This window comes from Methanothermobacter sp., from assembly GCF_030055425.1.
Lineage (GTDB): Archaea > Methanobacteriota > Methanobacteria > Methanobacteriales > Methanothermobacteraceae > Methanothermobacter.
Genome location: NZ_JASFYE010000002.1, coordinates 180498 through 203315 on the forward strand (window position 1 = coordinate 180498; position 22818 = coordinate 203315).

The 22818-nt window shown below is 47.8% G+C and carries 23 protein-coding genes and 1 tRNA gene; 17 read left to right on the plus strand and 7 right to left on the minus strand.

Annotated elements, in window-relative coordinates:
* The first annotated feature begins 9 nt into the window (after positions 1-9).
* The 8 genes from QFX39_RS03240 (at position 10) to QFX39_RS03275 (ending at position 8542) form a co-directional block, all read left to right on the plus strand.
* On the plus strand, positions 10-327 hold the full coding sequence (locus tag QFX39_RS03240; RefSeq protein WP_300477458.1) for a P-II family nitrogen regulator: 318 nt from the start codon (positions 10-12) through the stop codon (positions 325-327).
* An 8-nt stretch (positions 328-335) separates the two neighbouring features.
* Entirely contained in the window at positions 336-701 is a 366-nt protein-coding gene (locus tag QFX39_RS03245; protein ID WP_300477460.1) for a P-II family nitrogen regulator, read from the plus strand.
* 71 nt (positions 702-772) lie between these two features.
* Positions 773-2185 carry a nitrogenase subunit alpha gene (locus QFX39_RS03250; RefSeq protein WP_300477462.1) on the plus strand — a complete coding sequence of 471 codons (1413 nt, stop codon included), beginning with the start codon at positions 773-775 and terminating at the stop codon, positions 2183-2185.
* Positions 2185-3564: a nitrogenase component 1 gene (locus QFX39_RS03255; RefSeq protein WP_300477464.1), complete on the plus strand. Its 1380-nt coding sequence runs from the start codon at positions 2185-2187 to the stop codon at positions 3562-3564. The genes QFX39_RS03250 and QFX39_RS03255 overlap by 1 nt, the downstream gene beginning before the upstream one ends.
* On the plus strand, positions 3533-4975 hold the full coding sequence (nifE, locus tag QFX39_RS03260; RefSeq protein ID WP_300477466.1) for a nitrogenase iron-molybdenum cofactor biosynthesis protein NifE: 1443 nt from the start codon (positions 3533-3535) through the stop codon (positions 4973-4975). Before QFX39_RS03255 ends, nifE begins: the two co-directional genes overlap by 32 nt.
* Positions 4965-6308, plus strand: coding sequence for a nitrogenase component 1 (locus QFX39_RS03265; RefSeq protein WP_300477467.1), 1344 nt, complete (start codon positions 4965-4967; stop codon positions 6306-6308). Before nifE ends, QFX39_RS03265 begins: the two co-directional genes overlap by 11 nt.
* On the plus strand, positions 6280-6615 hold the full coding sequence (locus tag QFX39_RS03270; protein ID WP_300477470.1) for a NifB/NifX family molybdenum-iron cluster-binding protein: 336 nt from the start codon (positions 6280-6282) through the stop codon (positions 6613-6615). Before QFX39_RS03265 ends, QFX39_RS03270 begins: the two co-directional genes overlap by 29 nt.
* Positions 6616-6625: 10 nt before the next feature.
* Complete coding sequence (locus QFX39_RS03275) at positions 6626-8542, plus strand: molybdopterin-dependent oxidoreductase (RefSeq protein ID WP_300477472.1); 1917 nt, start codon at positions 6626-6628, stop codon at positions 8540-8542.
* 166 nt (positions 8543-8708) lie between these two features.
* Here QFX39_RS03275 and QFX39_RS03280 read toward each other — a convergent pair whose 3' ends face one another.
* The 5 genes from QFX39_RS03280 to QFX39_RS03300 form a co-directional block, all read right to left on the minus strand.
* A complete protein-coding gene (locus QFX39_RS03280; protein WP_238523376.1) occupies positions 8709-8993 on the minus strand; it encodes a DUF2097 domain-containing protein in 285 nt (94 codons plus the stop codon).
* A gap of 96 nt (positions 8994-9089) precedes the next feature.
* Positions 9090-10772, minus strand: coding sequence for a DUF128 domain-containing protein (locus QFX39_RS03285; RefSeq protein WP_300477475.1), 1683 nt, complete (start codon positions 10770-10772; stop codon positions 9090-9092).
* A gap of 62 nt (positions 10773-10834) precedes the next feature.
* Entirely contained in the window at positions 10835-12163 is a 1329-nt protein-coding gene (gene glnA / locus QFX39_RS03290; RefSeq protein ID WP_300477477.1) for a type I glutamate--ammonia ligase, read from the minus strand.
* Between the two features lie 78 nt (positions 12164-12241).
* Positions 12242-12994 carry a HesA/MoeB/ThiF family protein gene (locus QFX39_RS03295; protein ID WP_300477478.1) on the minus strand — a complete coding sequence of 251 codons (753 nt, stop codon included), beginning with the start codon at positions 12992-12994 and terminating at the stop codon, positions 12242-12244.
* A gap of 288 nt (positions 12995-13282) precedes the next feature.
* Positions 13283-13391 (minus strand) — tRNA-Met (locus QFX39_RS03300).
* Positions 13392-13530: 139 nt separating this feature from the next.
* On the opposite strand from QFX39_RS03300, the gene QFX39_RS03305 reads away from it, so the two are divergent.
* Positions 13531-14529 (plus strand): hypothetical protein, encoded by a 999-nt coding sequence (locus tag QFX39_RS03305; protein WP_300477480.1) that lies wholly within the window; start codon positions 13531-13533, stop codon positions 14527-14529.
* A 10-nt stretch (positions 14530-14539) separates the two neighbouring features.
* The gene (locus QFX39_RS03310) at positions 14540-15367 is read left to right on the plus strand and encodes a methanogenesis marker 8 protein (RefSeq protein WP_300477482.1); all 828 of its coding nucleotides are present in this window, start codon (positions 14540-14542) and stop codon (positions 15365-15367) included.
* A 2-nt stretch (positions 15368-15369) separates the two neighbouring features.
* On the opposite strand, the gene QFX39_RS03315 is transcribed toward QFX39_RS03310, so the two are convergent.
* Positions 15370-15747 (minus strand): CBS domain-containing protein, encoded by a 378-nt coding sequence (locus tag QFX39_RS03315; protein ID WP_300477484.1) that lies wholly within the window; start codon positions 15745-15747, stop codon positions 15370-15372.
* Positions 15748-15793: 46 nt separating this feature from the next.
* On the opposite strand from QFX39_RS03315, the gene thiC reads away from it, so the two are divergent.
* The 6 genes from thiC (at position 15794) to QFX39_RS03345 (ending at position 20822) form a co-directional block, all read left to right on the plus strand.
* The gene (gene thiC / locus QFX39_RS03320; protein ID WP_300477486.1) at positions 15794-17065 is read left to right on the plus strand and encodes a phosphomethylpyrimidine synthase; all 1272 of its coding nucleotides are present in this window, start codon (positions 15794-15796) and stop codon (positions 17063-17065) included.
* Between the two features lie 138 nt (positions 17066-17203).
* Entirely contained in the window at positions 17204-17482 is a 279-nt protein-coding gene (locus QFX39_RS03325; RefSeq protein ID WP_300477488.1) for a glutaredoxin family protein, read from the plus strand.
* Positions 17483-17490: 8 nt separating this feature from the next.
* Complete coding sequence (locus QFX39_RS03330) at positions 17491-17943, plus strand: ferredoxin-thioredoxin reductase catalytic domain-containing protein (protein WP_300477490.1); 453 nt, start codon at positions 17491-17493, stop codon at positions 17941-17943.
* 19 nt (positions 17944-17962) lie between these two features.
* Positions 17963-18715 carry a winged helix-turn-helix domain-containing protein gene (locus QFX39_RS03335; protein ID WP_300477491.1) on the plus strand — a complete coding sequence of 251 codons (753 nt, stop codon included), beginning with the start codon at positions 17963-17965 and terminating at the stop codon, positions 18713-18715.
* 1 nt (position 18716) lies between these two features.
* Positions 18717-20372: an ATP-dependent DNA ligase gene (locus QFX39_RS03340; protein ID WP_300477575.1), complete on the plus strand. Its 1656-nt coding sequence runs from the start codon at positions 18717-18719 to the stop codon at positions 20370-20372.
* Positions 20373-20420: 48 nt separating this feature from the next.
* A complete protein-coding gene (locus QFX39_RS03345; RefSeq protein ID WP_300477492.1) occupies positions 20421-20822 on the plus strand; it encodes an exodeoxyribonuclease VII large subunit in 402 nt (133 codons plus the stop codon).
* 1 nt (position 20823) lies between these two features.
* On the opposite strand, the gene QFX39_RS03350 is transcribed toward QFX39_RS03345, so the two are convergent.
* Entirely contained in the window at positions 20824-21345 is a 522-nt protein-coding gene (locus QFX39_RS03350; RefSeq protein WP_300477494.1) for a carbonic anhydrase, read from the minus strand.
* A gap of 47 nt (positions 21346-21392) precedes the next feature.
* Here QFX39_RS03350 and QFX39_RS03355 point away from each other — a divergent pair, with 47 nt between their 5' ends.
* Positions 21393-22796, plus strand: coding sequence for a glycosyltransferase family 39 protein (locus tag QFX39_RS03355; protein ID WP_300477496.1), 1404 nt, complete (start codon positions 21393-21395; stop codon positions 22794-22796).
* Positions 22797-22818 lie beyond the last annotated feature (22 nt).

Below are 22818 nucleotides of genomic sequence, written 5' to 3' on the forward strand. Positions count from 1 at the left end.
GTGTTAAAAATGAAGATGATAAGGGCAATAATAAGACCTGAAAAGTCCGAAGAGGTGGCTGATGCTCTGGATGATGCAGGGTTCCCGGCCCTCACAAAGATGGAGGTTATAGGGAGGGGTAAGCAGAAGGGCATTCGCTTTGATGAAATTTACTATGATGAGATACCCAAGACCATGCTGCTCATCGTTGTGGACGATGCTGATGCAGAGAAGGTGGTCTCGGTTATCAGTGAAAGCGGATACACAGGAAAAATTGGGGATGGTAAAATATTCATAAGCCCAGTGGAAAACGCCTACACCGTCAGAACAAGAGAGGAAGGCCTTTAGGTGTCTGAATGAAGGAAATAATCGCCATAATAAGACCAAAAAGCATGAAGAAGACCAGGGATGTTCTTGAATCCCTGGGATTCCCCTCATTCAACGCCACCAGAGTTCTCGGAAGGGGCAAGCAGAGGGCAATAATTGATGAGGTCAGCATTCCCACACCCCCAGAGGGGATTGATGAGAAGAGGGGAACAATGAGATACATTCCCAAGAGGATGATCCAGATAACCGTGGAGGATCCTGACGTCCAGCTGGTTGTGGAGGCCATAATGAAGGTCAACCACACAGGAAAAATTGGGGACGGAAAGATCTTTGTATGCCCGGTTGACGATGCAATGAGGATAAGGACTGGTGATAGAGGGACTGAAGCGCTTTAACCCTTTATATTTGGATTGAAATGGTAGAGGGCGGTTTTAGTTTCTCCGTATAAATCAAAGGATGATTGAAAATGCCATTTGAACTGTTTGATGTCGATGCTGAAATACCAGATAGAAAAAAGCACATCTATGTAAAGAAGGAGGCGGATCCCCAGGAGGACATACCAGCATGTAACACGACAACGATCCCCGGCTGTATGACAGAAAGGGGATGCGCATTTGCAGGTGCAAAGGGTGTGATAACAGGGGCAATAAAGGATGCGCTTCACGTTATCCATTCACCTGTTGGATGCACAGCATATGGCTACGGTACAAAGAGATACCCCACATCACAGAAAATGCCTGATGGAAGCATGTTCCCAATAGAAAACTTCAACCTCAAATACATAACCGGAACGGATCTGAGTGAGTCTGATGTGGTGTTTGGTGGTATGGACAAACTCAAAAGGTGCATCCTGGAGGCGGTCAGGGAATTTCCAGAGGTAAATGCGGTTTACACCTACGCCACATGCACAACAGGTCTCATAGGGGACGATATTGATGCAATCTCAAGGGAGGTCTCAGAGGAGATTGGTAAGGATGTTGTTGCAATAAACGCTCCGGGCTTTGCGGGTCCAACACAGTCAAAGGGACATCAGGTTGCCAACTACACCCTCTTTGAGGACCTGGTGGGAACCGCAGAGCCCCCCAGAACCACGGAATATGACGTGAACCTCATAGGGGAGTACAATATCGATGGGGACCTCTGGGTTCTGAAAAAATACTTTGAGGAGATGGGGATAAACGTCCTGAGCACATTCACAGGCGACTGCTGTCACGACGAGATAAAGTGGATGCACAGGGCAAAGCTGAGTCTGGTCAGATGTCAGAGATCAGCAAACTACATTGCAAAGCTCCTTGAGGAGAGATATGGCGTCCCCTACATGAAGGTTGATTTCTTTGGAATGGAATACTGCAGAAAAAACCTCATGGCAATAGGGGAGTATTTCGGAATACCAGAGAAGGCAGAGAGGGTGATAGAGGACAGAATGGAAAAAATAGGTCCAGAGATTCAGTATCTCAGGGATAAACTCAGGGGTAAAAGGGTCTGGGTTTTCTCAGGAGGCCCGAAAAACTGGCATCTTCCCAGACCACTCGAGGACGAACTTGGAATGGAAGTGGTTGCAGTTTCAACAATGTTCGAACACGAAGACGGCTACGAGAAGATCAAGAAAAGGGTCCGGGAGGGCACAGTGATAGTGGACGACCCCAACTCACTGGAACTCGAGGAGATCATCGAGAAATACAGGCCAGACATCATTCTATCAGGAATAAAGGAAAAATACCTCGCCCATAAACTTGGAGTGCCCTGTATACTCATCCACTCATATGAAAACGGGCCATACATAGGCTTTGAGGGATTCCTTAATCTGGCGAGGGACATGTACGCGGCAATATACAATCCTGTATGGGATCTGCTTGAATTCGAGGAGGATGTTAACTGATGCCAGAAATAAACGTGATGGAGAGGGGAAGGGAACTTGTGATAAACCCCCTCGTGACCTGCCAGCCATTCGGTGCAATGTTCGCAACACTGGGTATAAGGAGGGGGCTGCCCCTGGTTCACGGCTCCCAGGGCTGCAGCACCTTTGTGAGATACGGGCTTAACAGACACTTCAGAGAACCCGCAGAGATAGCCGTCACATCGCTTCATGAGGACGCTGCCGTATTCGGAGGTAGAAGTAACATAATAAACGGTGTTAAAAACCTTGTGAAGAGACTCAGACCCGACCTTGTGGGAATTGTAACCACCTGCTCAAGTGAAATAATAGGGGATGACGTGGATGGTTTCATGAGGGTCGCTGAGACTGAACTGAGGGATGAACTTGGAGACAGGTTCCAGACAAAACTGGTCCACATATCAACACCCAGCTTCGTTGAAAACCACTTCAGGGGATACGGAAATGCCATAAAATCATTCATAGAGACCCTCGCCAGGGAGGATGGAGACTGTAACCATAGGCTCAACGTGATACCGGGTATAGTTAACCCTGGCGACATAAGGGAGATAAAACACATCCTGGGCCTTATGGGCATTGACCATATCATACTCACTGATACCTCAGATCCCTTTGATTCCCCACTCAGACCATCAAAAACAGAGAAGATGCCATTCTACCCCCGTGGAGGAACACGGGTTTCTGAAATAGAGGACTCATCAAGCAGTATTGGAACAGTGACAATGACCATGTATGGTGATGAAGCAGTGAATACACTTGAAAAGCGATTCGGGGTACCGGGTGAGTACTCCATACCAGTGGGGGTCCGCAATACAGATGAATTTGTTCGCACGGTAGCCAGGATTTCAGAGAGTGATGTGAATGATGAACTGCTCGATGAAAGAGGCATCCTGATTGACTCAATGGCGGACCTCAGTTCAAGGTACCTCTCTGGAAGAACAGCCGCGGTCTACGGGGACCCTGACATGGTTGCGGGAATATCAAGGTTCCTCTGTGAACTTGGGATGGTTCCACTCCACACTTGCACAGGAACAGATAACCAACTATTCCTTGATAGGATGAAGACAGTGGCATCTGAGGCAGGTGAAAGGATAAATGTCATGATAAAATCAGATCTCAGGGCACTTGAGGCGAAACTCGCAGAGGAACCTGTTGACCTCATGATAGGAAACTCAGATGGCAGACTCATAGCCCAGGACCTTGGAATACCCCTTGTGAGGGTTGGCTACCCGGTATATGACAGGGTGGGCTATCAGAGGGTGCCCATCACAGGCTACAGGGGGGCAGTGAATCTCATAAACAGAATAACAAACACAGTACTCAGGGAATACTATGAACCACAGCACTGGAAACTGCAGCAGTAAAGAGAATTTTTCAGCGGGCACCGCAGGTGATCTAAAGGTTGAGGAGGTCCCTGAAGCGGTTATAGAGACACTCTCCCCCAGAAAAGAACACTTCACAAGGAGCTGCAGCGGGTCAGGGCCACGCTGTAATCGTGAATCACTTCCAGGCATGGTAACCCAGAGGTCATGTGTTTATGGGGGGGCGAGGGTTGTCCTCATGCCCATAACGGATGCAGCCCACCTTGTGCATGGACCTGTGGGATGCGCTGCATGCACCTGGGACATCAGGGGAAGCAGAAGCTCAGGGTCTGAACTCTACAGGATGGGATTCTCAACTGGTCTTGAGGAAAAGGATGTGGTGTTTGGGGGGGAGGATAAACTCCTTGAATGTATACTGGAGATAAGTGAAATTCACTCCCCCTCAGCCATATTCGTCTACTCCACATGTGTTTCAGGCGTTATAGGGGACGACATAGCGGCTGTATGCAGAACAGCAGAAAACAAAACAGGAAGATGGGTAATACCGGTGCAGTCTGAGGGATTCAGAAGCTTCAACAAGTCACTCGGCCACCAGCTAGCCTGCGATGTTATTCTCAGACACATAATAGGGCGTGGAGATGCTGAAGTCAGGGAAAACTCGGTTAACCTTGTGGGTGAGTTCAATGTTGCAGGGGACCTCTGGGAGATAAAGGGTCTACTTGAGAAAATGGGTATTTGCGTGGTTTCATCCATAACCGGTGACTCAACAGTGGCTGAAATCTCAGAAGCCCACACAGCGCAGCTTAACATTGTACAGTGCAGCAAGTCATCAGGTTACATTGCAGAGGAGATGAAGAGGAAATACGGGATACCCTACATAAATGTCAATTTTTTTGGCATAAAAGAGACCATGGATTCTCTCCTATCAATTTCAGATTTCTTTGGTCTCAGCGATGAAAAATGGATCAGCTCAATGGCAGAAAAAACATATAGAATCATCAGGGGCTACAGGAGAGCCCTTGAGGGTAAAAAGGTGGCAATATACGTGGGCGGTAACAAGGCATGGTCCCTTATAAGGGCATTCGGGGACCTTGGAATGGAGGTGATAATGAGCGGAACCCAGAATGGGCTCCCTGAAGACTACCTGAAGATAATGGAGAAGTCAGGAAGGGAACTGATACTCTTTGATGATGCAAATCCAGTTGAACTTTCAGAACTGCTGCGAAAGTACAGGCCTGATCTGCTTGTTTCAGGGGCCAAGGAAAAATATCTCTCCTATAAGCTTGGAATACCCTTCTGTGAATTTAACCATGACAGGATAAAACCATTCTCAGGCTTTGGAGGATTCCTGAATTTTGCCGAGGAGGTTAAAAGAACCCTGGAAAGTCCCATATGGACTATTGCCAGCAAAAAAAGGTTATCAGGACCAGGAGGTATGTCAGGTGGAGCATAGAAGCACCATAATGAATCCTGGAACCATCTGTCAGCCCCTGGGTGCCGTCATGGCGTTTCTGGGCATCAGGGGCTCAATGCCACTCATACATGGTTCACAGGGCTGCAGCACATATATGAGGTTTCAGCTCACAAGACACTTCAGAGAACCTGTGAATATAGCCTCAAGTTCCCTGAGTGAAGCTACAGTTGTATATGGTGGAGAAGAAAACCTTTTAAGGGCCCTGAAGACGGTTGAAGAACAGTACAGCCCTGAAGTTATAGGTGTAATTTCAGGTTGCCTCTCAGAGACAATAGGAGATGACATTGATAGAATAGTGGATAAACACAGGGGAAGAGGAGAGTCTGAGATTATAACGGTTTCATCACCTGGCTTCAGAGGTTCACACGTGGATGGATATGAGGCCGCTGTTAAATCCATTCTCAGATCACTTGTCAGGGGTCATGCTGAACCTGTTGATAGAATAAACATCATAAATGGTATCATGAGCCCTGCAGACACCTCAGAGATAAAGAATATTCTTGAAGGAATCGGCGTGGATTTTCTCATGATAACCGATAACTCTGAGTCCCTTGACGAACCATTTGATGGTGACCCGTATTTTATAACACGTCACGGAACATCCATCCATGAAATAGCTGGTGCAGGTAGCTCCATGGCCACCCTTAACCTTGGGGGGTACGGTGGAGGGGAGTTCCTGGAAAAGAAATACGGGGTTAAAAACATTGAACTCCAGATCCCTGCAGGTCTTGGAGGTACAGATAAATTTTTAGGGGTCCTCCTTGATCTTTTCCATTCAGATATTTCCCGCTCCATCAGGAGGGAGCGGGGTAGACTGATGGATGCGATGATAGATTCCCATCAGTACACCTCAGGAAGGAGAGTGGCCATATTTGCAGACCCAGCATATGCTGTTGCATTAACATCGCTGGTACTTGAGATGGGAATGCAGCCGTACGTTTTCACAGGTTCCAGGAGCAGATACTTCCATGAAAAAATCAGCCAGCTCCAGAGTAAATGGGGGTCCCGATTTCTGGCACGGAGTGGGGTTGATATATTTGGCTTAAGGGAAAACCTTGCTGGCAGAGAGATCGACGTCCTTATAGGAAACTCCCACTGCGCAAGGGTAGCCAGGGAACTTGGAGTGCCCCTCATGAGGATTGGATTCCCGGTTTACGATAGGGTGGGGTCCCAGAGAATAAGAATAGCAGGATACGCCGGGGGGATAGCCTTTGTTGACTCCCTCACAAACCTGATACTCGAGAGCCACTATGATGAGGGATATGAAATTGAGGGTGATACATGTGATAAGGATAGCTGTTGCGTCGGATGACGGTAGATACGTTAACAGACACTTCGCAGATGCAGACGGCTTCATAGTTTTTGAGAGGATTGATAATGAAATCAAATTTTCTGAAATAAGGAAGGTGGATGGGGGAAAAATAGAAAAGCACGACGATAGATGGAGGCGGGTCCTGGACCTTATTGATGACTGTGAAATCGTAATATGCAGAAGGATAGGGGAAAAACCACTTGAGGAGGCTAAAAGGAGGGGTGTTATAGTCTTTGAATCAGATGATGGAATATCTGCGGCAATACTGAAATCACTCACGGAACTGAACATATCCTGCAGAGTATAATGGGTCTCCCATGAGAGTCTTCACAACCTGCACAAGGGACTGTCCAGGCGCATGTGGTCTCACAGTCAGGGTTAAGAGGGGAGTTGTAAGGTCGATAGGTGGAAACAGAAAACATCCACACAGCAGGGGATTTTTATGCAGAAAAACGGCCAAATATCATATTATGAGGCTCTACTCCCCTAAAAGGATCCTGAAACCCCTCATGAGAGATGGAAATCAGTGGAGGACCGTATCCTGGGATGAGGCTCTTCAAACAGTAGCTGATGTGATGAACAGATGTGTGGATGAATACGGTTCAGAATCCATAGTCTATTATCAGGGATTTGGTGCAAGAACAGCCCTGAGACTTCTTAACCGGAGGTTTTTCAATTCTCTGGGGGCAACAACCCTTGAGGGAACACTCTGTGGAGGTACAGCCATAGCTGCCCATAAAATGGATTTCGGGAAAAGGATATCCCATGAACCAAGCGACCACCTCAACAGCAGAAACATATTCATCTGGGGACGTAACCCGGCAGTTACCGACCTTAACCTCTGGAGGATAGTAAGGAGGGCCCAGCGCAAGGGGAAAACCATCGTCACAGTTGACCCTCTAAGGACTGAAACAGCCGCCAGAGCAGATATCCACTGCCGGGTTAGACCAGGCACCGATATGTACCTTGCAATTGCACTTTCAAAGATCATCATGGATGAGGGACTCCACGATCAGGGGTTTATTGAGGACCATGCAGACAACTTCGATGCCTACCTGAACGTCCTCGATGCCTTCAGCCTCTCTGAACTATCAGGGATCACAGGGATTCCCGAAAGGATGATGTATGAGCTTGCCTTCATCTATTCAGATGTCCCGAGCAGCATAATAATTGGGTGGGGTCTGCAGAGGTACTTCAACTCCCACATAACCTGCAGGTTCATAGATGCACTCGCCGCCATATCCGGTAATATAGGGATCAGTGGAGGGGGCGTTAGCAGCGGATTTGATGAATACGGCGGTTTTGATGAATCGGTCTGCCTTGAAACCAGAAGAAAAATATCCATGCCACTTTTTGGAAGGGAACTTGAGAATCTGGATTCACCTGAGGCGAAATGTGTCTTCATAACTGCAGGCAACCCGGTGAACCTGGGCCCCAATTCAATGAAAACCCTGGGGGCCCTCAGGAAAATGGATCTTGTGGTCATGGTCGACCACTTCCTCAACGACACATCATATGCTGCCGACATATTTCTCCCAGCAACAACCTTCCTTGAGGAAACCGATCTGGTGGGCAGTTATGGTCACCCCTATATATCTCCTGTAAATGCAGCAGTCAGGCCCTCAGGGGAATGCCGGTCAGAATTCTGGATTCTTAAGAGACTGTCAGAGTTCATGGGTCTTGATAGCATGGAGGGATCCCTCATGGAATGGCTTGAAATCATAGCAGCACCAGTCCTTGATTACCATGGAATAGAGATTCATGATCTTCTAAAAAGACCATACAGATCTCCTGAAATTCCAGAGGTTCCATTTGAGGATTTTAAATTCTATACCGAGAGTGGAAGGTTCATCTTACCATCAGAAATCCCCTCAGAGGTCAGAATCCCGGATGAAAAATCTCTCAGACTTTTAACGGTAATGAACTCTGAATGGATAGGATCCAGAGAACCATATGATGAAGAAAGGCTTCTGGAGGTCTTTATACATCCAGAGACCCTATTAAAAACAGGATTTGAAGATGGTGAAACCGTAACCATTGAATCGGGTGCGGGCAGAACCTGTGCAACTGTAAGGTCCTCTGATAAGGTGTATCCTGGATGCGCCCTGTCATTCAGGGGTACCTGGCTCTCAAGGGGCGGGTGTATAAATACCGTGATCGAGGATGGAAGGACAGGCGGGGGCCATGGAACGCCCTACCATGAGACCAGAATAAAAATTAAAAAGCGTCATTGAGGATGAACTCATGGAGTAATACAGTTCCACCATGAGACTAGAATAAAAATTAAAAAGGGGGACATCATGCGGGTTTTCTGTTGAGTAGATGGGCCATCAGACTCACAATTATAAATCCGGCCACTATGAGTGAAACTATCTCTACCACAGCCAACATCCAATCACCTCATTCATCAACAGCCTCAATTACGCATACCCCACCCTCACATTCGTGCTCCAGTTCAATGAGGTATTCCTTCAGCTTCTCAACGTCAATCGTTGTAAGACCCTTTATGAGGTCGCTGTCTATCTTTATCTGTATGACGCCCGCGTTGTTGGTCACAACCTTTCCAGGAATGTATACGCGGCCGAGGGATAGCCTCACAGTATCCCCTGGTTTAACCTCTTCCCTTATGTACCTGCAGAGTTCATCGCAAGTTGCAATTCTATTTTCCTTTTTCAAATAAATCACCTTGCCTCTGATTATATAATCTTATGATCATTATAAAAATAAGTTTTACACAAGTTATGTATGAGTTCCAGGATCAGGGGTTTAGTCCTATAGGGGCTACACCTCGTCAACATACATGAATTCCTTAAGATCCATGAGCCCCTCAACGGCCTTCATCCTTACATCGATACCCGCCTCACGGACAGCCGCAAGGGGGTTCAGGCCTCCAGGGGTCACTATCCCCGCATGGTACTTCTCCACACGGGCGTTGTAGACTATCTCACTGGGTTTTCCGATTTTCAGTATGCTGAAACCTGCTTCTGATAGATCCTCAATGAGGTCTGTGGCGTGATCCCTTGCAAGGTAGGGCACCTCACGGAGACTTGCAAGTACCCTGCCGGGACCATCAAGGGCTTCAAGAACTGCGGTCATATTCTTTGAAACATAGATCTCATGGGGGTCTAGGGATGATCCGCTGTAGGCTGTTAGCTCAACAAAGCGGGGATCCCTAACTCCAACCTCAAGGAGGCCCCCATACTTTGGCGTGGACATGATACCGTTCTTTATGAGTATCCCGTCCAGGGTGAGGCTGCAGACAGTTGCAATTCCAGCCATTTTTCCCTCGTCTGTGATTCCTATAAGTGGCAGGGTTGAAAATTCAGGGCGCTTCCCCAGGACGTCACGTATGATCTCGAGGGATTCATCAAGATCCTCTCTTTTAACCAGGGATATGTTTGCAATTACCCTCCCGGAAAAATCCCTGTGGTTAAAATCAACCCTGTTTATGAGGTTCCAGGCCTTTGAAAGCAGGAATCGGACCCTGACACCCCTTTCAGGTGCAGACGCCATCAACCTCCCCTCGGGTTTTACGAGGGGCTCCAGGTTTCTGAAGTCAATGAGGTTCTCTGCCAGTTTAATCTCGACACTGTAACCTGCCTCCTGTATTGCGCAGAGTGGAGTTATCCCGCCTATGATGGCAACCCCAACCATTCCATCAGCCACAGGGACTCCCAGGACATCCTCCCCTGGCTCACCCACCTTGAGGACGCCTGATATATCGGCTCCCTCAAGTTTCCTGAAGAGTTTAATGGCCTCCTCCCGTGCGGTTCCAGGCATGATGCGGAGGTTTGCAGGTACGGTCCCCTCTCCGTTTTCAATGACATCCAGAACTGAGGTCATGTTCTCGGATGTGAATGCCTCAAGAGGCGTCATAGATGTCTTCTTGTATGCTATGAGTTCCCTGAAGTTCACTGGCCTGCCCTCCTCGAACCTCACAAGCCCCCCAAACTGGGGTATTACAGGGATTCCGTTCATTAGCAGAAGACCATCAACAGTTGTCCCGCAGATGGTACTTATTACAAACTCCCCATCGTGTTCTTCGAGCCTTACACGGGGGCTCAAACAGAAACCGTTTTTCATAACATGTTTCAGGGTTTCGATGGATTCAGGGGATATCCTTGATGTGTTTACAACCACCTTCCCCTCAAGGGTATGAGGGTTGAAACTTGTACGGTAGATCATACTCTCGAACTTTGAGAATATGAAGTCCACCTGGTCGTAGACGAGGCCACGGTTTATCTCCTGCAGCCCCTTTTCTGTTATCCTTCTTCCGGCGTAACCAACCCTTTCTGTAAGGCCCTTTTCATCAAGTATGCGCATGTGGTACCTGACAGCACGCTCTCCAAGGTCGTAGCCCTTCTTTTTAAGTTCTGATGCTATTATCTTTGCTCCAAGGACGTCGTCGTGCTCTGCAAGGATCCTCAGAATCTCCATCATCTTCTGGTTGGTCTCTTCAGCCATCAGCAAACACCATATAAAAAATAGGGAAGGGGGTTATTTAAAGTTTAATAAAAAAAGGAGGGTTAGATGTCAAGGTATCTTTCAAGTTCGTACTTGAAGACCCTCACCCGGTAGTCGTCCCATTCTTTGTGCTTTATCTCCATGAACTTCTCATAGACATGGTCCCCGAGGGCTCCCTTGATGACGTCGTCCTCCTCAAGGGCATGGTATGCCTCCCACAGACTTGATGGGAGGGTTTCGATTCCCATTTCCCTGAGTTCAGGGATGGATTTTTCGAATACATCGATTTCAGTCGGTTCGCCGGGGTCAATCCTGTTCTGTATACCGTTCATACCTGCTTCCAGCATGGCTGCAAATGCAAGGTACGGGTTGCATGAGGGGTCAGGCATCCTCAGTTCCACACGTGTCCCCTTACCACGGGATGCAGGGATCCTCACAAGGGTTGACCTGTTTTTGAGACCGTATGCGATGTACACAGGGGCCTCATAGCCAGGCACGAGCCTCTTGTAGGAGTTGACTGTAGGTGCACACACAGCTGATAGTGCCGGGGCATGCTTGAGGAGCCCTCCTATGAAGTACATGGCCTCCTCTGATAGCTGTGTCTCGGTGTCAGGGTCGTAGAATACGTTTTCACCGTCCTTGAAGAGTGACTGGTGGCAGTGCATACCGCTACCGTTTTCACCGAAGAATGGTTTTGGCATGAAGGTTACCATGTAACCCATCTTGTCCACTATGGCCTTTATTGCCTGCTTGAAGGTTATGACGGCGTCTGCTGTTTTAAGTGCCTTGTCAAATTTGAAGTCTATCTCATGCTGCCCTGGGGCGACCTCGTGGTGGCTTACCTCAACATCGAAGTTAAGGGCCTCAAGGTCCATCACGAGTTTTCTTCTGAAGTCTGTACCCTGGTCCACTGGTTCCACATCGAAGTATGCGCCGCAGTCGTGGGGTATTATGTTCCCATCTTCGTCCTGGTCCAGGATGAAGAATTCGGGTTCCGGTCCGACGTTGTATTCGTAACCCAGGTGGGAGTATTTGTCAAGGGCTTTTTTCAGGACGTATCTTGGGTCTCCCTCGAATGGTTTTCCTTCTGGCCAGTATACGTCACAGATGAATCTGCAGACACCTTTTTCCTCTGGCCTCCATGGGAGTGTTGAGAAGGTGTCCGGGTCTGGTTTGAGGACCAGGTCACTTTCGTTTATGTCGACGAATCCCTCAATTGATGAACCATCAAAGAGGAGACCGTCCTTTATTATGTCCTCTATCTGGTCTGGCCTTACCAGGGGTATTGCCATGTTTTTTGGTTTTCCGTGTATGTCCACAAACTGAAGGCGGACGAATTTTACTCCGCATTCATCCATTTTAGCTATTATTTTTCCAATCTTATCTGACATGGGTTATGCCTCCGTGGCATGAGCTTAACTGTCACCGGAAGTAACTTTCCTTCTACTGGTTTATATATTTTTTGGCTATTATAGTTCAACAATTTTGAATGGTTCGCCAAGGAGCAGATCAAATTTCAGCATTCTTGGTGCAATGATTAGATCACCCCTTCCTGTTATCAGTTTAAAGACCTCAGCCGCCTGTAAACACCCGGTAAGATTGGCTGCGGGCCCTATGACTGGCGGAGTTTCAGAGGATAGTTCTTTAAGCTCAGACTTAACATCCCCTGTAAGTTCAAGGCCCCTAGATGGTAGATTGAAAAGTTCCTCATAGGATGGAGAATCAGATGTGAAGACACTCACCTGGCCCATGGATCCATGTATCGCTCCATGTATGAAGGGGATGCCCTGGATTCTGCATCTTCTGGATGCCATGACCCTTGAGGTTATGTTATCAAGGGCATCCACCACGGCGTCACTCCCATCAATTATGGTTGAGGCATTTTTTTCGGTGAAACACTCATGAAATACCTCCACATCAGCGAAGGGATTCACGGTCCTGATGCGTTCTGCTGCAACTTCAACCTTGGGGAGTTTAAGGGCGCTAAAACTGCTCATGAGCTGTCTGTTGATGTTTGAGATGTCAAATACGTCGCTGTCTATTATCCTGATCCTGCCTATACCCATCCTTGCAAGCATCTCAACTGCAGCCCCACCTATCCCACCACATCCAATTACAGCAACAGTTGAATCCCTGAGCCTTAACTGTTCGGCCTTTGAAATGAGACCCATCTGCCGGCTGACCATCTCCCAGTACGCCATACCCTCATATCTTCTAGGCATTCCAACCCTCTTTAAATTCTGTCACAGTATAGGTATGTCACTGAATTATATTAATGATTTTTACAGGTTTTAACGGTCACCTCATGACCCGGCACTGCATTGAAGCGGTGGGATTCAGTATGGCTTGCCGCATAAGGATAGGGGATTAAGTGGATTCGATAAATGACTGGTGATGTGGCCCTGAGGGCACTGAATAGCATAATTAACTGGACTCTGTAAATGACTGGTGATATATTGCTACCATAAAGAGGTGATCATGCGCGTATAATAAAAAAAGTGGTTTCAAGATGCCGGGGGCGGGATTCGAACCCGCGACCTCACGGTATCCCAGGAAAAAGTCAGAGCACTGCTTAATACCCTATGAGCCGTGCGCTCTAACCAGCTGAGCCACCCCGGCGTAGCTTATAAAAAATCAGTTTTCATCTAATTTAAACTTTTCTGTTAAACACCTGGGATGCATGAAAGCCCACAAGATGCAACCATTATTACTGGGTGGCAACATAAGTACAATCAGTCACTTGCAGTGGGGGAGGGCCATGCAGATCAGGGATCTTGATATTTCAGAGGGTGCATGTGGTGCATGCCACCTCGTATTCAAGCATCTCTCAGAGGAGGGATTCATCGTTGAAACCTCAGAGTACCCTGAGGGAGTCAGGGCACGTATACTGGACCCATCGGGAGAGCTGGCTGGAGAGGGCTCGGATATAACATGGGCCCCGGCGGTTCTCGATGCACAGATAAACGCGGGTTTTATTGATGATGACCTTTCAGATGTCCTGAAACCATTTCTTACAGATAAAAGGGACCAGAAGCGTGTTGCAGAAATGGCAGGGTATGGAAGGGTTGTTAACACAGCATCCAGGGTCATCTCCAGGACGTGGTCGGAGGGGGGGTCCGTGGAGGTTAAAAGGGAGGGGGCAGGTATAAAGGTTGTTCTCTATTCTAAGAGTGGTGAAGAAATTATATCTGCGGCATCAGGGTTCTGCCCGGTCTGCGCAATCAACATAGCGGCTTCAAGGGTAGAGTCACTGAGAAAGGAAATTGCCTCAGAGAGATCCCGGAACACTGGAATGGAGAAATATGAGAGAGGGATCACCGGAAGACTTGAATGGAGGGGTAGGAGGGTTCACTCATACCTCATCGAGGGCGGAAGGGTTATCGGAAGGAACTGGGGGTGCTGCATAGCATATGCTACCATAAGGGCCGAAATCGATGCAGGATTTGGAAGCAGTAAGTGGAACAGGCTCTTCAGGAATTACTGTGACCTCTGCCCACTCAAACATTTCTGGCTTGACAGGTCCATGGGGGCCCTGGGCAATAGGATCCTCCACAGGATGGGCAGGGCGGGTGTAAGGGAAAATGTAAGAATGGAAGATTATATAACTGTGGATATCATATCTGGTGATGAGAGGGTTGCATGTGGTATAGGGACGCTATGCTCATTCAGTGCAACTGTAAATGCGCTTCTGAGGTCAGATGCTTCACTGATCCTGAAACCTGATCCTGCCGAAGGATTTCCATATCCCCAGCGTTGAGGTGTTCTCTGTGGGTGAACATGTAATAGAGGCCCTGGGCAAAACCCGGGTTACAGTGAGGGACGGTAAGGTGGTCCATGTATCAGAGCCACTGATCCACTACTGCCCCCTGTTCCATAAGTATCGCGGCATTGAAAAGATCACTTCTGAGGCGGTCCGCCAGAATATTGAATTTCGCATCAAGGATTTTGGCATGTGCACAGCCAACCGTGAATTAAGAATGAGGGATTTTCTATCATTTGGCATCTCAGAGATTATCTCAACACTCCTTGCTGAGGGGGAGGTGGACGCGGCCGTGATGGTCTGCGATGGGGCAGGAACCGTCATTGTAACAGAACCAGAACTTGCACAGGGTATAGGTGGAAGAATATCAGGTTTCATCAGCACATCCCCTGAAAAGGATGTTATAGAAAAAATTGGCCCCAAAAATGTCCTTGACCCTCAAAAGGCAACGATAGACCAGTTTAAGGGTGTTGAAAGGGCGCTTGAAATGGGTTACAGAAGGGTTGCAGTCACAGTCAAGGATCCGGATGAGGCAGAGCATTTAAGGAAAATCCAGGATGAAGAAATATACCTCTTTGCAGTTCACCTCACAGGAATAGATTACAGAGGCGCAGAGAGAATAATCAATACATGTGATGTTGTAACATCCTGCGCATCAAAGTACATAAGGCGAATAGCAGATAGAAGGGCGCTGCTGAAGGTGGGCTCCTCAATACCCATATATGCATGCACAAAAAAGGGTAAGAGGTTCATTGAACTCAGATTAAAGAGGATGGGGGCTTCGGGAAATAAAAATTCAGAAAGAAATCCACTGTCACCTGAACCCCTTGTATAGCTCTAAAGGTGGTCTGCAACAGCCTTTATGATGCAGCTCTGAGTTATAAGCCCCACGAGCATATCGTCTTTCACAACAGGCAACCTCTGATAACCCGTATCTGCCATTATCCTGCTTATCCTGCTTATTGGGGTATCCTCATGGACAACAACAAGGTCCTTGCTCATGATATCCTTCACCCGCAGTTTCAGGGCCTCACCACCTGCAAGCAGAATATCCCTGTGGGTTATGAGGCCAACAAGCCTGCCTTCCTCCACAACAGGAACTCCACCGACATTTGCACGGACCATCTTGAGGTTGGCAGCTGCCACAAGGTCTTCTGGATTAGCCACAATAACATCCCGCAGCATTATGTCCCTTGCACGGAGCTTTTTCATCATGAAATTATTTTTATTGATGTCCATATATTAAGATTGAGGGATCAAAGTGACTCAGATGGAAAATGCAAGAAAGGGCAATATAACCCCTGAAATGGAGGAGGTAGCCCGAAAGGAGAACATTGATATTCAGATTCTCATAAAAAGCATTGCAGATGGCAGGGCTGTCATACCATCCAATGTTAATAGAAGTTCATCACCATGCGGCATAGGGGATGGTCTTTCAACGAAAGTAAATGCAAATATTGGCTCATCCTCAAAGATGGAGGACATTGACCTTGAAGTTGAAAAGGCAATGGTGGCCGTGGAATATGGTGCAGATGCGGTCATGGACCTCAGCACGGGCCCAATGCTCCGTGAAGTTAGAAGGGCCGTACTTGAAGCCGTAGACGTACCCGTTGGAACAGTACCAATCTACGAGGCAGGTGTTGAGGCCTTCAGATCCAGCGGCTCGGTTGTGGAGATGGACGAGGATGACATGTTCAGGGCAATAGAGAACCAGGCCAGGGATGGCGTTGACTTCATGACAGTGCACTCCGGGATAACCCTTGAGACAGTTGAGAAGGTCCAGCGATCAGACAGGATAATGGGTATAGTGAGCAGGGGAGGAGCATTCCTGGCTGCATGGATAATTCACAACCAGGAGGAAAACCCCCTCTACAGCAACTATGACTACCTCCTTGAACTGGCATATGAGTATGATGTAACACTGAGCCTCGGGGATGGCCTGAGACCCGGCTGCCTTGCAGATGCATCGGATATACCCCAGATCCAGGAACTGCTCACACTCGCGGATCTTGTTGCAAGGGCCCGGGATTTAGATGTACAGTGCATGGTTGAGGGTCCCGGCCACATGCCACTCGACCAGATCGCAGCAAATATGAAGATACAGAAGTCTGTATGTGACGGCGCACCATTCTATGTCCTCGGCCCAATAGTCACCGACATGGCCCCCGGGTATGACCATATCAGCGCGGCCATAGGTGGTGCAGTCGCGGCAATGAACGGGGCCGACTTCCTCTGCTATGTAACACCCGCGGAACACCTCGCCATACCCGGTGTGGATGATGTTATTGAGGGGGTGGTGGCTTCCAGGATAGCTGCACAGGCCGCGGACGCCGCCAGCAAATTGCCAGGGGCATGGAAATCTGAACTTGAAATGGCAAATGCAAGGAAATCCTTTGACTGGAATAAACAGTTTGAAATGGCATTCGACTCAAGAAAACCCGCAGAATACAGGATGCAGTGCCCGATGGATGATTCAGAGATGTGCACCATGTGCGGGGAATACTGCGCTCTCAGGATCCTCAGAGGTGATTGAAGCACTTATGAATAGGGGCTCTGGAATGTCTGTGGCACCCCCGGTCTGAGGAGGGGACGGGAACAGTTGCATCTACTGTGCCGGTTCTATTCCCAACAGTTAATATGGTTCAGTAACAGAAATTACAGTGGTGGTCAAATGAAATTTGAACATGTCAACGGCACCGAAAAGGCAAAGATCCGGCTTTTTGCCCTGAGTACATGTGGATGGTGCAAAAAAACCCGTGAACTGCTGGAGGAACTAGGGGTGGCCTATGATTACATATACGTCGACCTCCTACAGGGAGATGAACGTGAAAAAGCCATCAATGAGCTCCGGAAGTGGAACCCATCCCTCTCATTCCCTACACTTGTGATAGACGATGGGGATGTTATTGTGGGGTTCGATGCACTCTCAATAAAGTCAGCCCTAAGGTAGGGATCATCATGGCTGATGAACTTGAAGCACTCTACAGAGAGATCAGGGAATCTGCAGAGAAATCAGGCTATAAAATCAACCCTGACAGGGAATTTGTTATGGAACTCCTGCAGGGGATTCTCACCAACCGTGAAAGGTATGGTTATGATTCCTGCCCCTGCCGTCTTGCATCCGGCAATCCAGAGGAGGACAGTGATATAGTATGCCCCTGTGATTACAGGGACGAGGATCTTGAGGAGTATGGTACATGCTACTGTGGCCTTTACGTCGCGGATGAGGATGTGGAATTTAAATCAATCCCTGAGAGAAGAAATATGGAGAAAATCCCTGGGGGTAAACTTGACCTTAAGATCCCGGTACTGCGGTGCCGTGTATGCGGTTATCTCTGCGCAAGGAAGGCACCACCCGAACCATGCCCCATATGTGGTGTCAGCGGAAAATTTGATGTTTTCCTTGAATAGAAGATGGTGAGGTGAATCCTTGCTGGAAGGCTACAGTGAAGTCAAAGAGGATCTCAGGTTCATTTTTGGCTCTGAGGTGAGACTGAAGGTCCTGCTTGCTCTCATGGATGGTCCCATGGAGCTATCGGAGATGAGGTCAGTTATAAGATCAAGTTCATCAACGATTCTACATGCCATATACCAGCTGGAAGAGAAGAGAATGGTCTCAAGGACCAACCGCAGGTATGAACTTTCAGCAACAGGGAGGATAATATCCCTCAAGGTGCAGGGTATCATAGGGTCACTTCTTGCTCTTGGAGATCTGTCGGAATTCTTCCTTGACCATGATCTATCATCAATACCAGATCACCTCCTATCCAGCATAGAAGACCTTGCAGGGGTCACTATTCTTGAATCAAAGCCTGAGAACCTCACAGAACCATATGAGGTGGTGGCAAAGAACGCCCTGAATTCAGAGAGGGTCTGGGTCCTATCAGGGGTATATCACCCCTTCTATGGTGACCTCCTGAGGTCAGGGGTGAAGGCTGAGATAATACTTTCAGAGGATCTTATAGCCTCTATTGAAGATGATTTGCCTCAGAATGCCGCTATTCACGCCATACCGGAAAAGCTTAAATTCAGCCTAATAATAACGGAGGGTTCGATGGCCCTATCTCTTTTCCTATCAGATGGCCTCTATGATCCATCAAGGTTCCTTTTTTCAAGGGATGATGAGGCAATTGAATGGGCATGGAGCCTCTTCAGACACTTTACAGATGATGGAGTTGGATAGATTGCTCTATATTGAACTTGCAGAGGTCTACAGAAAACTGGAATCAACAACAAAGCGCCTCGAAAAGACAGATATCCTTGCAGAGCTCTTCAGCAGCGTTGAAAGGGATCTTTTACCGGTGGTGACCCTCCTCATGCTTGGAAGGGTTTTCCCAATCTGGAGTGAGGAGGAACTCGGGGTTGGCATAAAACTTCTCATGAGAGCAATATCGACTGTCGTGGGGGTTTCGGTTGATGAAATAGAAGATGCAATGAGGGAGGAGGGGGATATAGGACTCGCAAGTGAGAAACTCTTCTCAAAGAAAACCCAGACAACCTTCTTTTCGCAACCACTCACTGTTGAATTTGTTTATGATAAACTGCGCTCACTGACATCTGTAACAGGTGAAAGGGCCCAGGCAAGGAAGATAGGAATACTCGTTGAGGTACTATCCCAGGCAAAGCCACTTGAGGCACGTTACATCACCAGGACGGTCCTTGAGGAACTCCGGGTGGGGGTTGCAGAGGGTATCATAAGGGATGCCATTTCCAGGGCCTCAGGAGCCGACCCTGCACTTGTTGAGAGGGCCCACATGCTCACCAATGACCTGGGTATGGTGGCTGCCGTTGCAATGGAGGAGGGTAATTCGGGTCTTGAAAGGCTGAATCTTGAACCTGGAAGGCCTGTAAAGCCAATGCTTGCACAGCTTGCTGAGAGCATAGAATCTGCGATAGAGGAACTTGGAAGGGCATTCTGTGAGACAAAATATGATGGGATAAGGGTCCAGATACACAGAAAGGGGGACGGGATATCCATTTTCACACGTAGACTTGAAAACATAACTGCGGCGGTCCCTGACATCCTTGAGGGCGTTGAAAGGGCGCTCCCGGATGATGACTACATAGTTGAGGGTGAGATCATCGTTACAATTGAGGGTAGACCCGCTTCATTCCAGTACATACTCCAGCGGGTCAGGAGAAAGTATGATATAGAACGATTGAGGAGGAAGGTTCCCCTATCCCTCTTCCTCTTCGACGTCCTATATTATGGAAGGCCCCTTATTGACGAACCACTTAGGGAGAGGAGAAGGGTCCTTGAATCAATCATTTCTGAGATTCCAGGGGAGATTGAGGCGAGCCGGATGGTTGATGTGGGTCCTGATAACATTGGTGAAGCCCTGTGGCTCTTCAGGGAATCAATAAGGGAGGGTCATGAGGGTATAATGATAAAGGACACAGAGTCACCATATATACCGGGTATAAGGGGTAAAAAGATGCTTAAATTCAAGGCTGAACCCGAAACACTGGACCTCATTGTGGTTGGCGGTACCTATGGCCGTGGAAAAAGGGCCCACCTCATTGGCTCATACCTTCTGGCTGCAAGGGATGATGATACAGGGGAACTTGTGACGGTGGCTCATGTTGCAACGGGACTGGATGATGAAACCCTCCAGGAACTCTCAGACAGGATGGAGAACCTTGCCATTGAGAGGAAGGGGAGGAAACTGAGGGTCAGACCGGAGATAATACTTGAGGTGGCCTACAGTGAAATAGTCCGCAGCCCTGAGTATGAAAGCGGTTACTCTCTTCGTTTTCCTGTTGTAAAACGCATAAGAGATGATCTGAGTCCTGAGGACATTGATACGGTTTCCCGTATAGAGTCAATGTTCAGGGCCTGATGCGGAACTCCAGTAATATTTAAATATTCACATATATTACATAATATCATGGGTTTCATACTGGATGACAGGGCACTAATCATGGTATCGGTTTTACTTGGAATCGCAGGGTTCATTGGAATGATAGTATCCTCAGCATCACTCACACCCCCCATCGTTAGGGTGTCAGATGTGGACAGGGCCATGATGGACAGGGAGATTACAGTTGAGGGTACAGTGGAGTCGGTTCATGAACTCGAATCTGGAACTTTACTTTTAAAAATAAATGATGGGACAGGGACAGTAACCGCTGTGGCATTTAAATCAGTCTCGAAGGGTATGGAAATGAGTCCTAGAATCTTAAGGGGAATGAGGATCCAGGTAACCGGAAGGGTTAAGGAGTACCGTGGATCACTGGAGATAGTTGTTGAGAAACCATCGGCCATCAGGCCAAAATCATCTGGGAGTTAGTTCATTCCTCATCGATGTGCAATGGTTTCAGTTCACCTGTGGCTATGTCAATTATAAGGCCATGGACCTTTACTGATTCAGGTATAAGTGGCGATGAACGCAGCCTCCTGATACCCTCAATAACGTTTTCCTCCTCATCGGCTATGGGGTTCAGTGTTCTGAGGCTGAAATTTTCAATGACATCCTCATCAACGCCAAGTTTCCTCATCTCTGAAACTATGCGGTCCCTATCAAGGCGTGTCATTCCACAGTCTGTGTGCCCCACTATGATTATCTCCCGCACACCAAGGGCGTATATGGCCACTGCAGCTGACCTCACAGCACCATCATCCACGATGTTACCTGCGTTCCTTATTATCTTTGCATCACCCCTGCCTATCCCGAGGGCATCCTCAAGGAATCCTGTGAGCCTTGAGTCCATGCAGGTTATGATGCAGAGACCCTTCGCTGGTTTTGCGTTCAGAAGGGTTCCTTCTTCCTTAACAAATTTTCTGTTTTCAGAGAGGATATCCTTAATAACCATGATAACCAACTCATTCTGTACCCATGAAAAGCATAGAAGGGATACCCATGGAGATTGTCAAGAGGAACGCCAGTGTAATATTGACACTTCTACCTCCACTCTTTGCCTTCCTCCTCGCACTCCTACCATCCCTGAAGTACAGCATACCACTTACATGGGATATCTACTACCATATACATAACTCTATGCTTTACATGGAGAAGGGCATCGTGTTCTGGGATCCACTTACATGTGCCCCTTATGGGAGACCCATCTGTTATCCACCCCTCTTTCATATAATGCTGACGCTCCTTGTTAAAATCACCGGTCTTGGCTTTTTAACTGTGGCAAGGTTTATACAGCCTGTGATGGCATTCCTGATTATCCTTTCATTTTCTTATATTGCAGGAAGGTTCTACGGATCTCTGGCAGGATTTTTGACCGGAATGCTTTCAATTTCAAGCCTGTTCTTCTTAAGAATAATCATGCCCATCCCAGAAGCCCTGGCCATGATATTCTTGCCCTTTTTTGTTTATGGTTATTGTATTTCCATGGAAAATGATTCTAAAATTTATCCAGTCTTCACCGGGCTAATTTTTGGCATTCTGATGTTAACACACCTCTTATCCGCCGCAATGGTCCTTGCAGTGGTTTTAATCTCAACTCTGGCTTCCAGAATCAGCAGGCACTCCATAAAACCTGGAAATCTCATGGTGATTATCCTAACAGGTTTCATACTGGCGATGATCTGGTATGCGCCTCTTCTACTTAAATATGGGTTTTTCTTCAGGCCACCACCAGCAGATCCGCTTTCCATTGGGGGGTATCTGAACCATTTAGGGGCGTTGCTCACAGTGCTTGCACTTACAGGGTTAATCTGTGCACTTAAAAGAAGGGAGAGGAGTGATATCCTGATGGCAAGCTGGTTCATATTTGTCCTGGCTCTGAGTGCCGGTTACACTGTGGGATTGAAGGTATTATCGGATAGAATACTTTACTTTGCACTCTTCCCTGCAGCAGCAATGGGGGCCAGCATATTCAATTCAATGAAGGTGGCTGATAGCAAGTGGCCTGTTTATGTTCTGGTTCTTTTCATCTCAGTTTACTCCCTGTGCAGCGGTTATGGAATTGCAAGCACCGTGAAGCCGGAGGTTTCTGAATCTGAATTGGAAGCAGCCCAGTGGTTCAAATATAATGGGGACCATAAAACCGTTGTCGTGTCTGATTACCATATTCAGCCGTTAATCGTTTCTATTGCAGGGCAACCGGTATCTGCAGGTGGCTATGCACCGGGATCTAGAGGCACGATTGATGCCAGGAAATACACCGTCACCCTTGAGTATACAGAGGATGACATCAGAATGGATATGGTAGGTTATATAATTCTTGACACTAAAAACAGAAAAACACCCCCGTATTCACGGAAGGTCTACAGAAATAGGGACTTTGTGGTGTATAGGGTGGAAGTTTAGAATATCTTGCAGTTTATGTGTG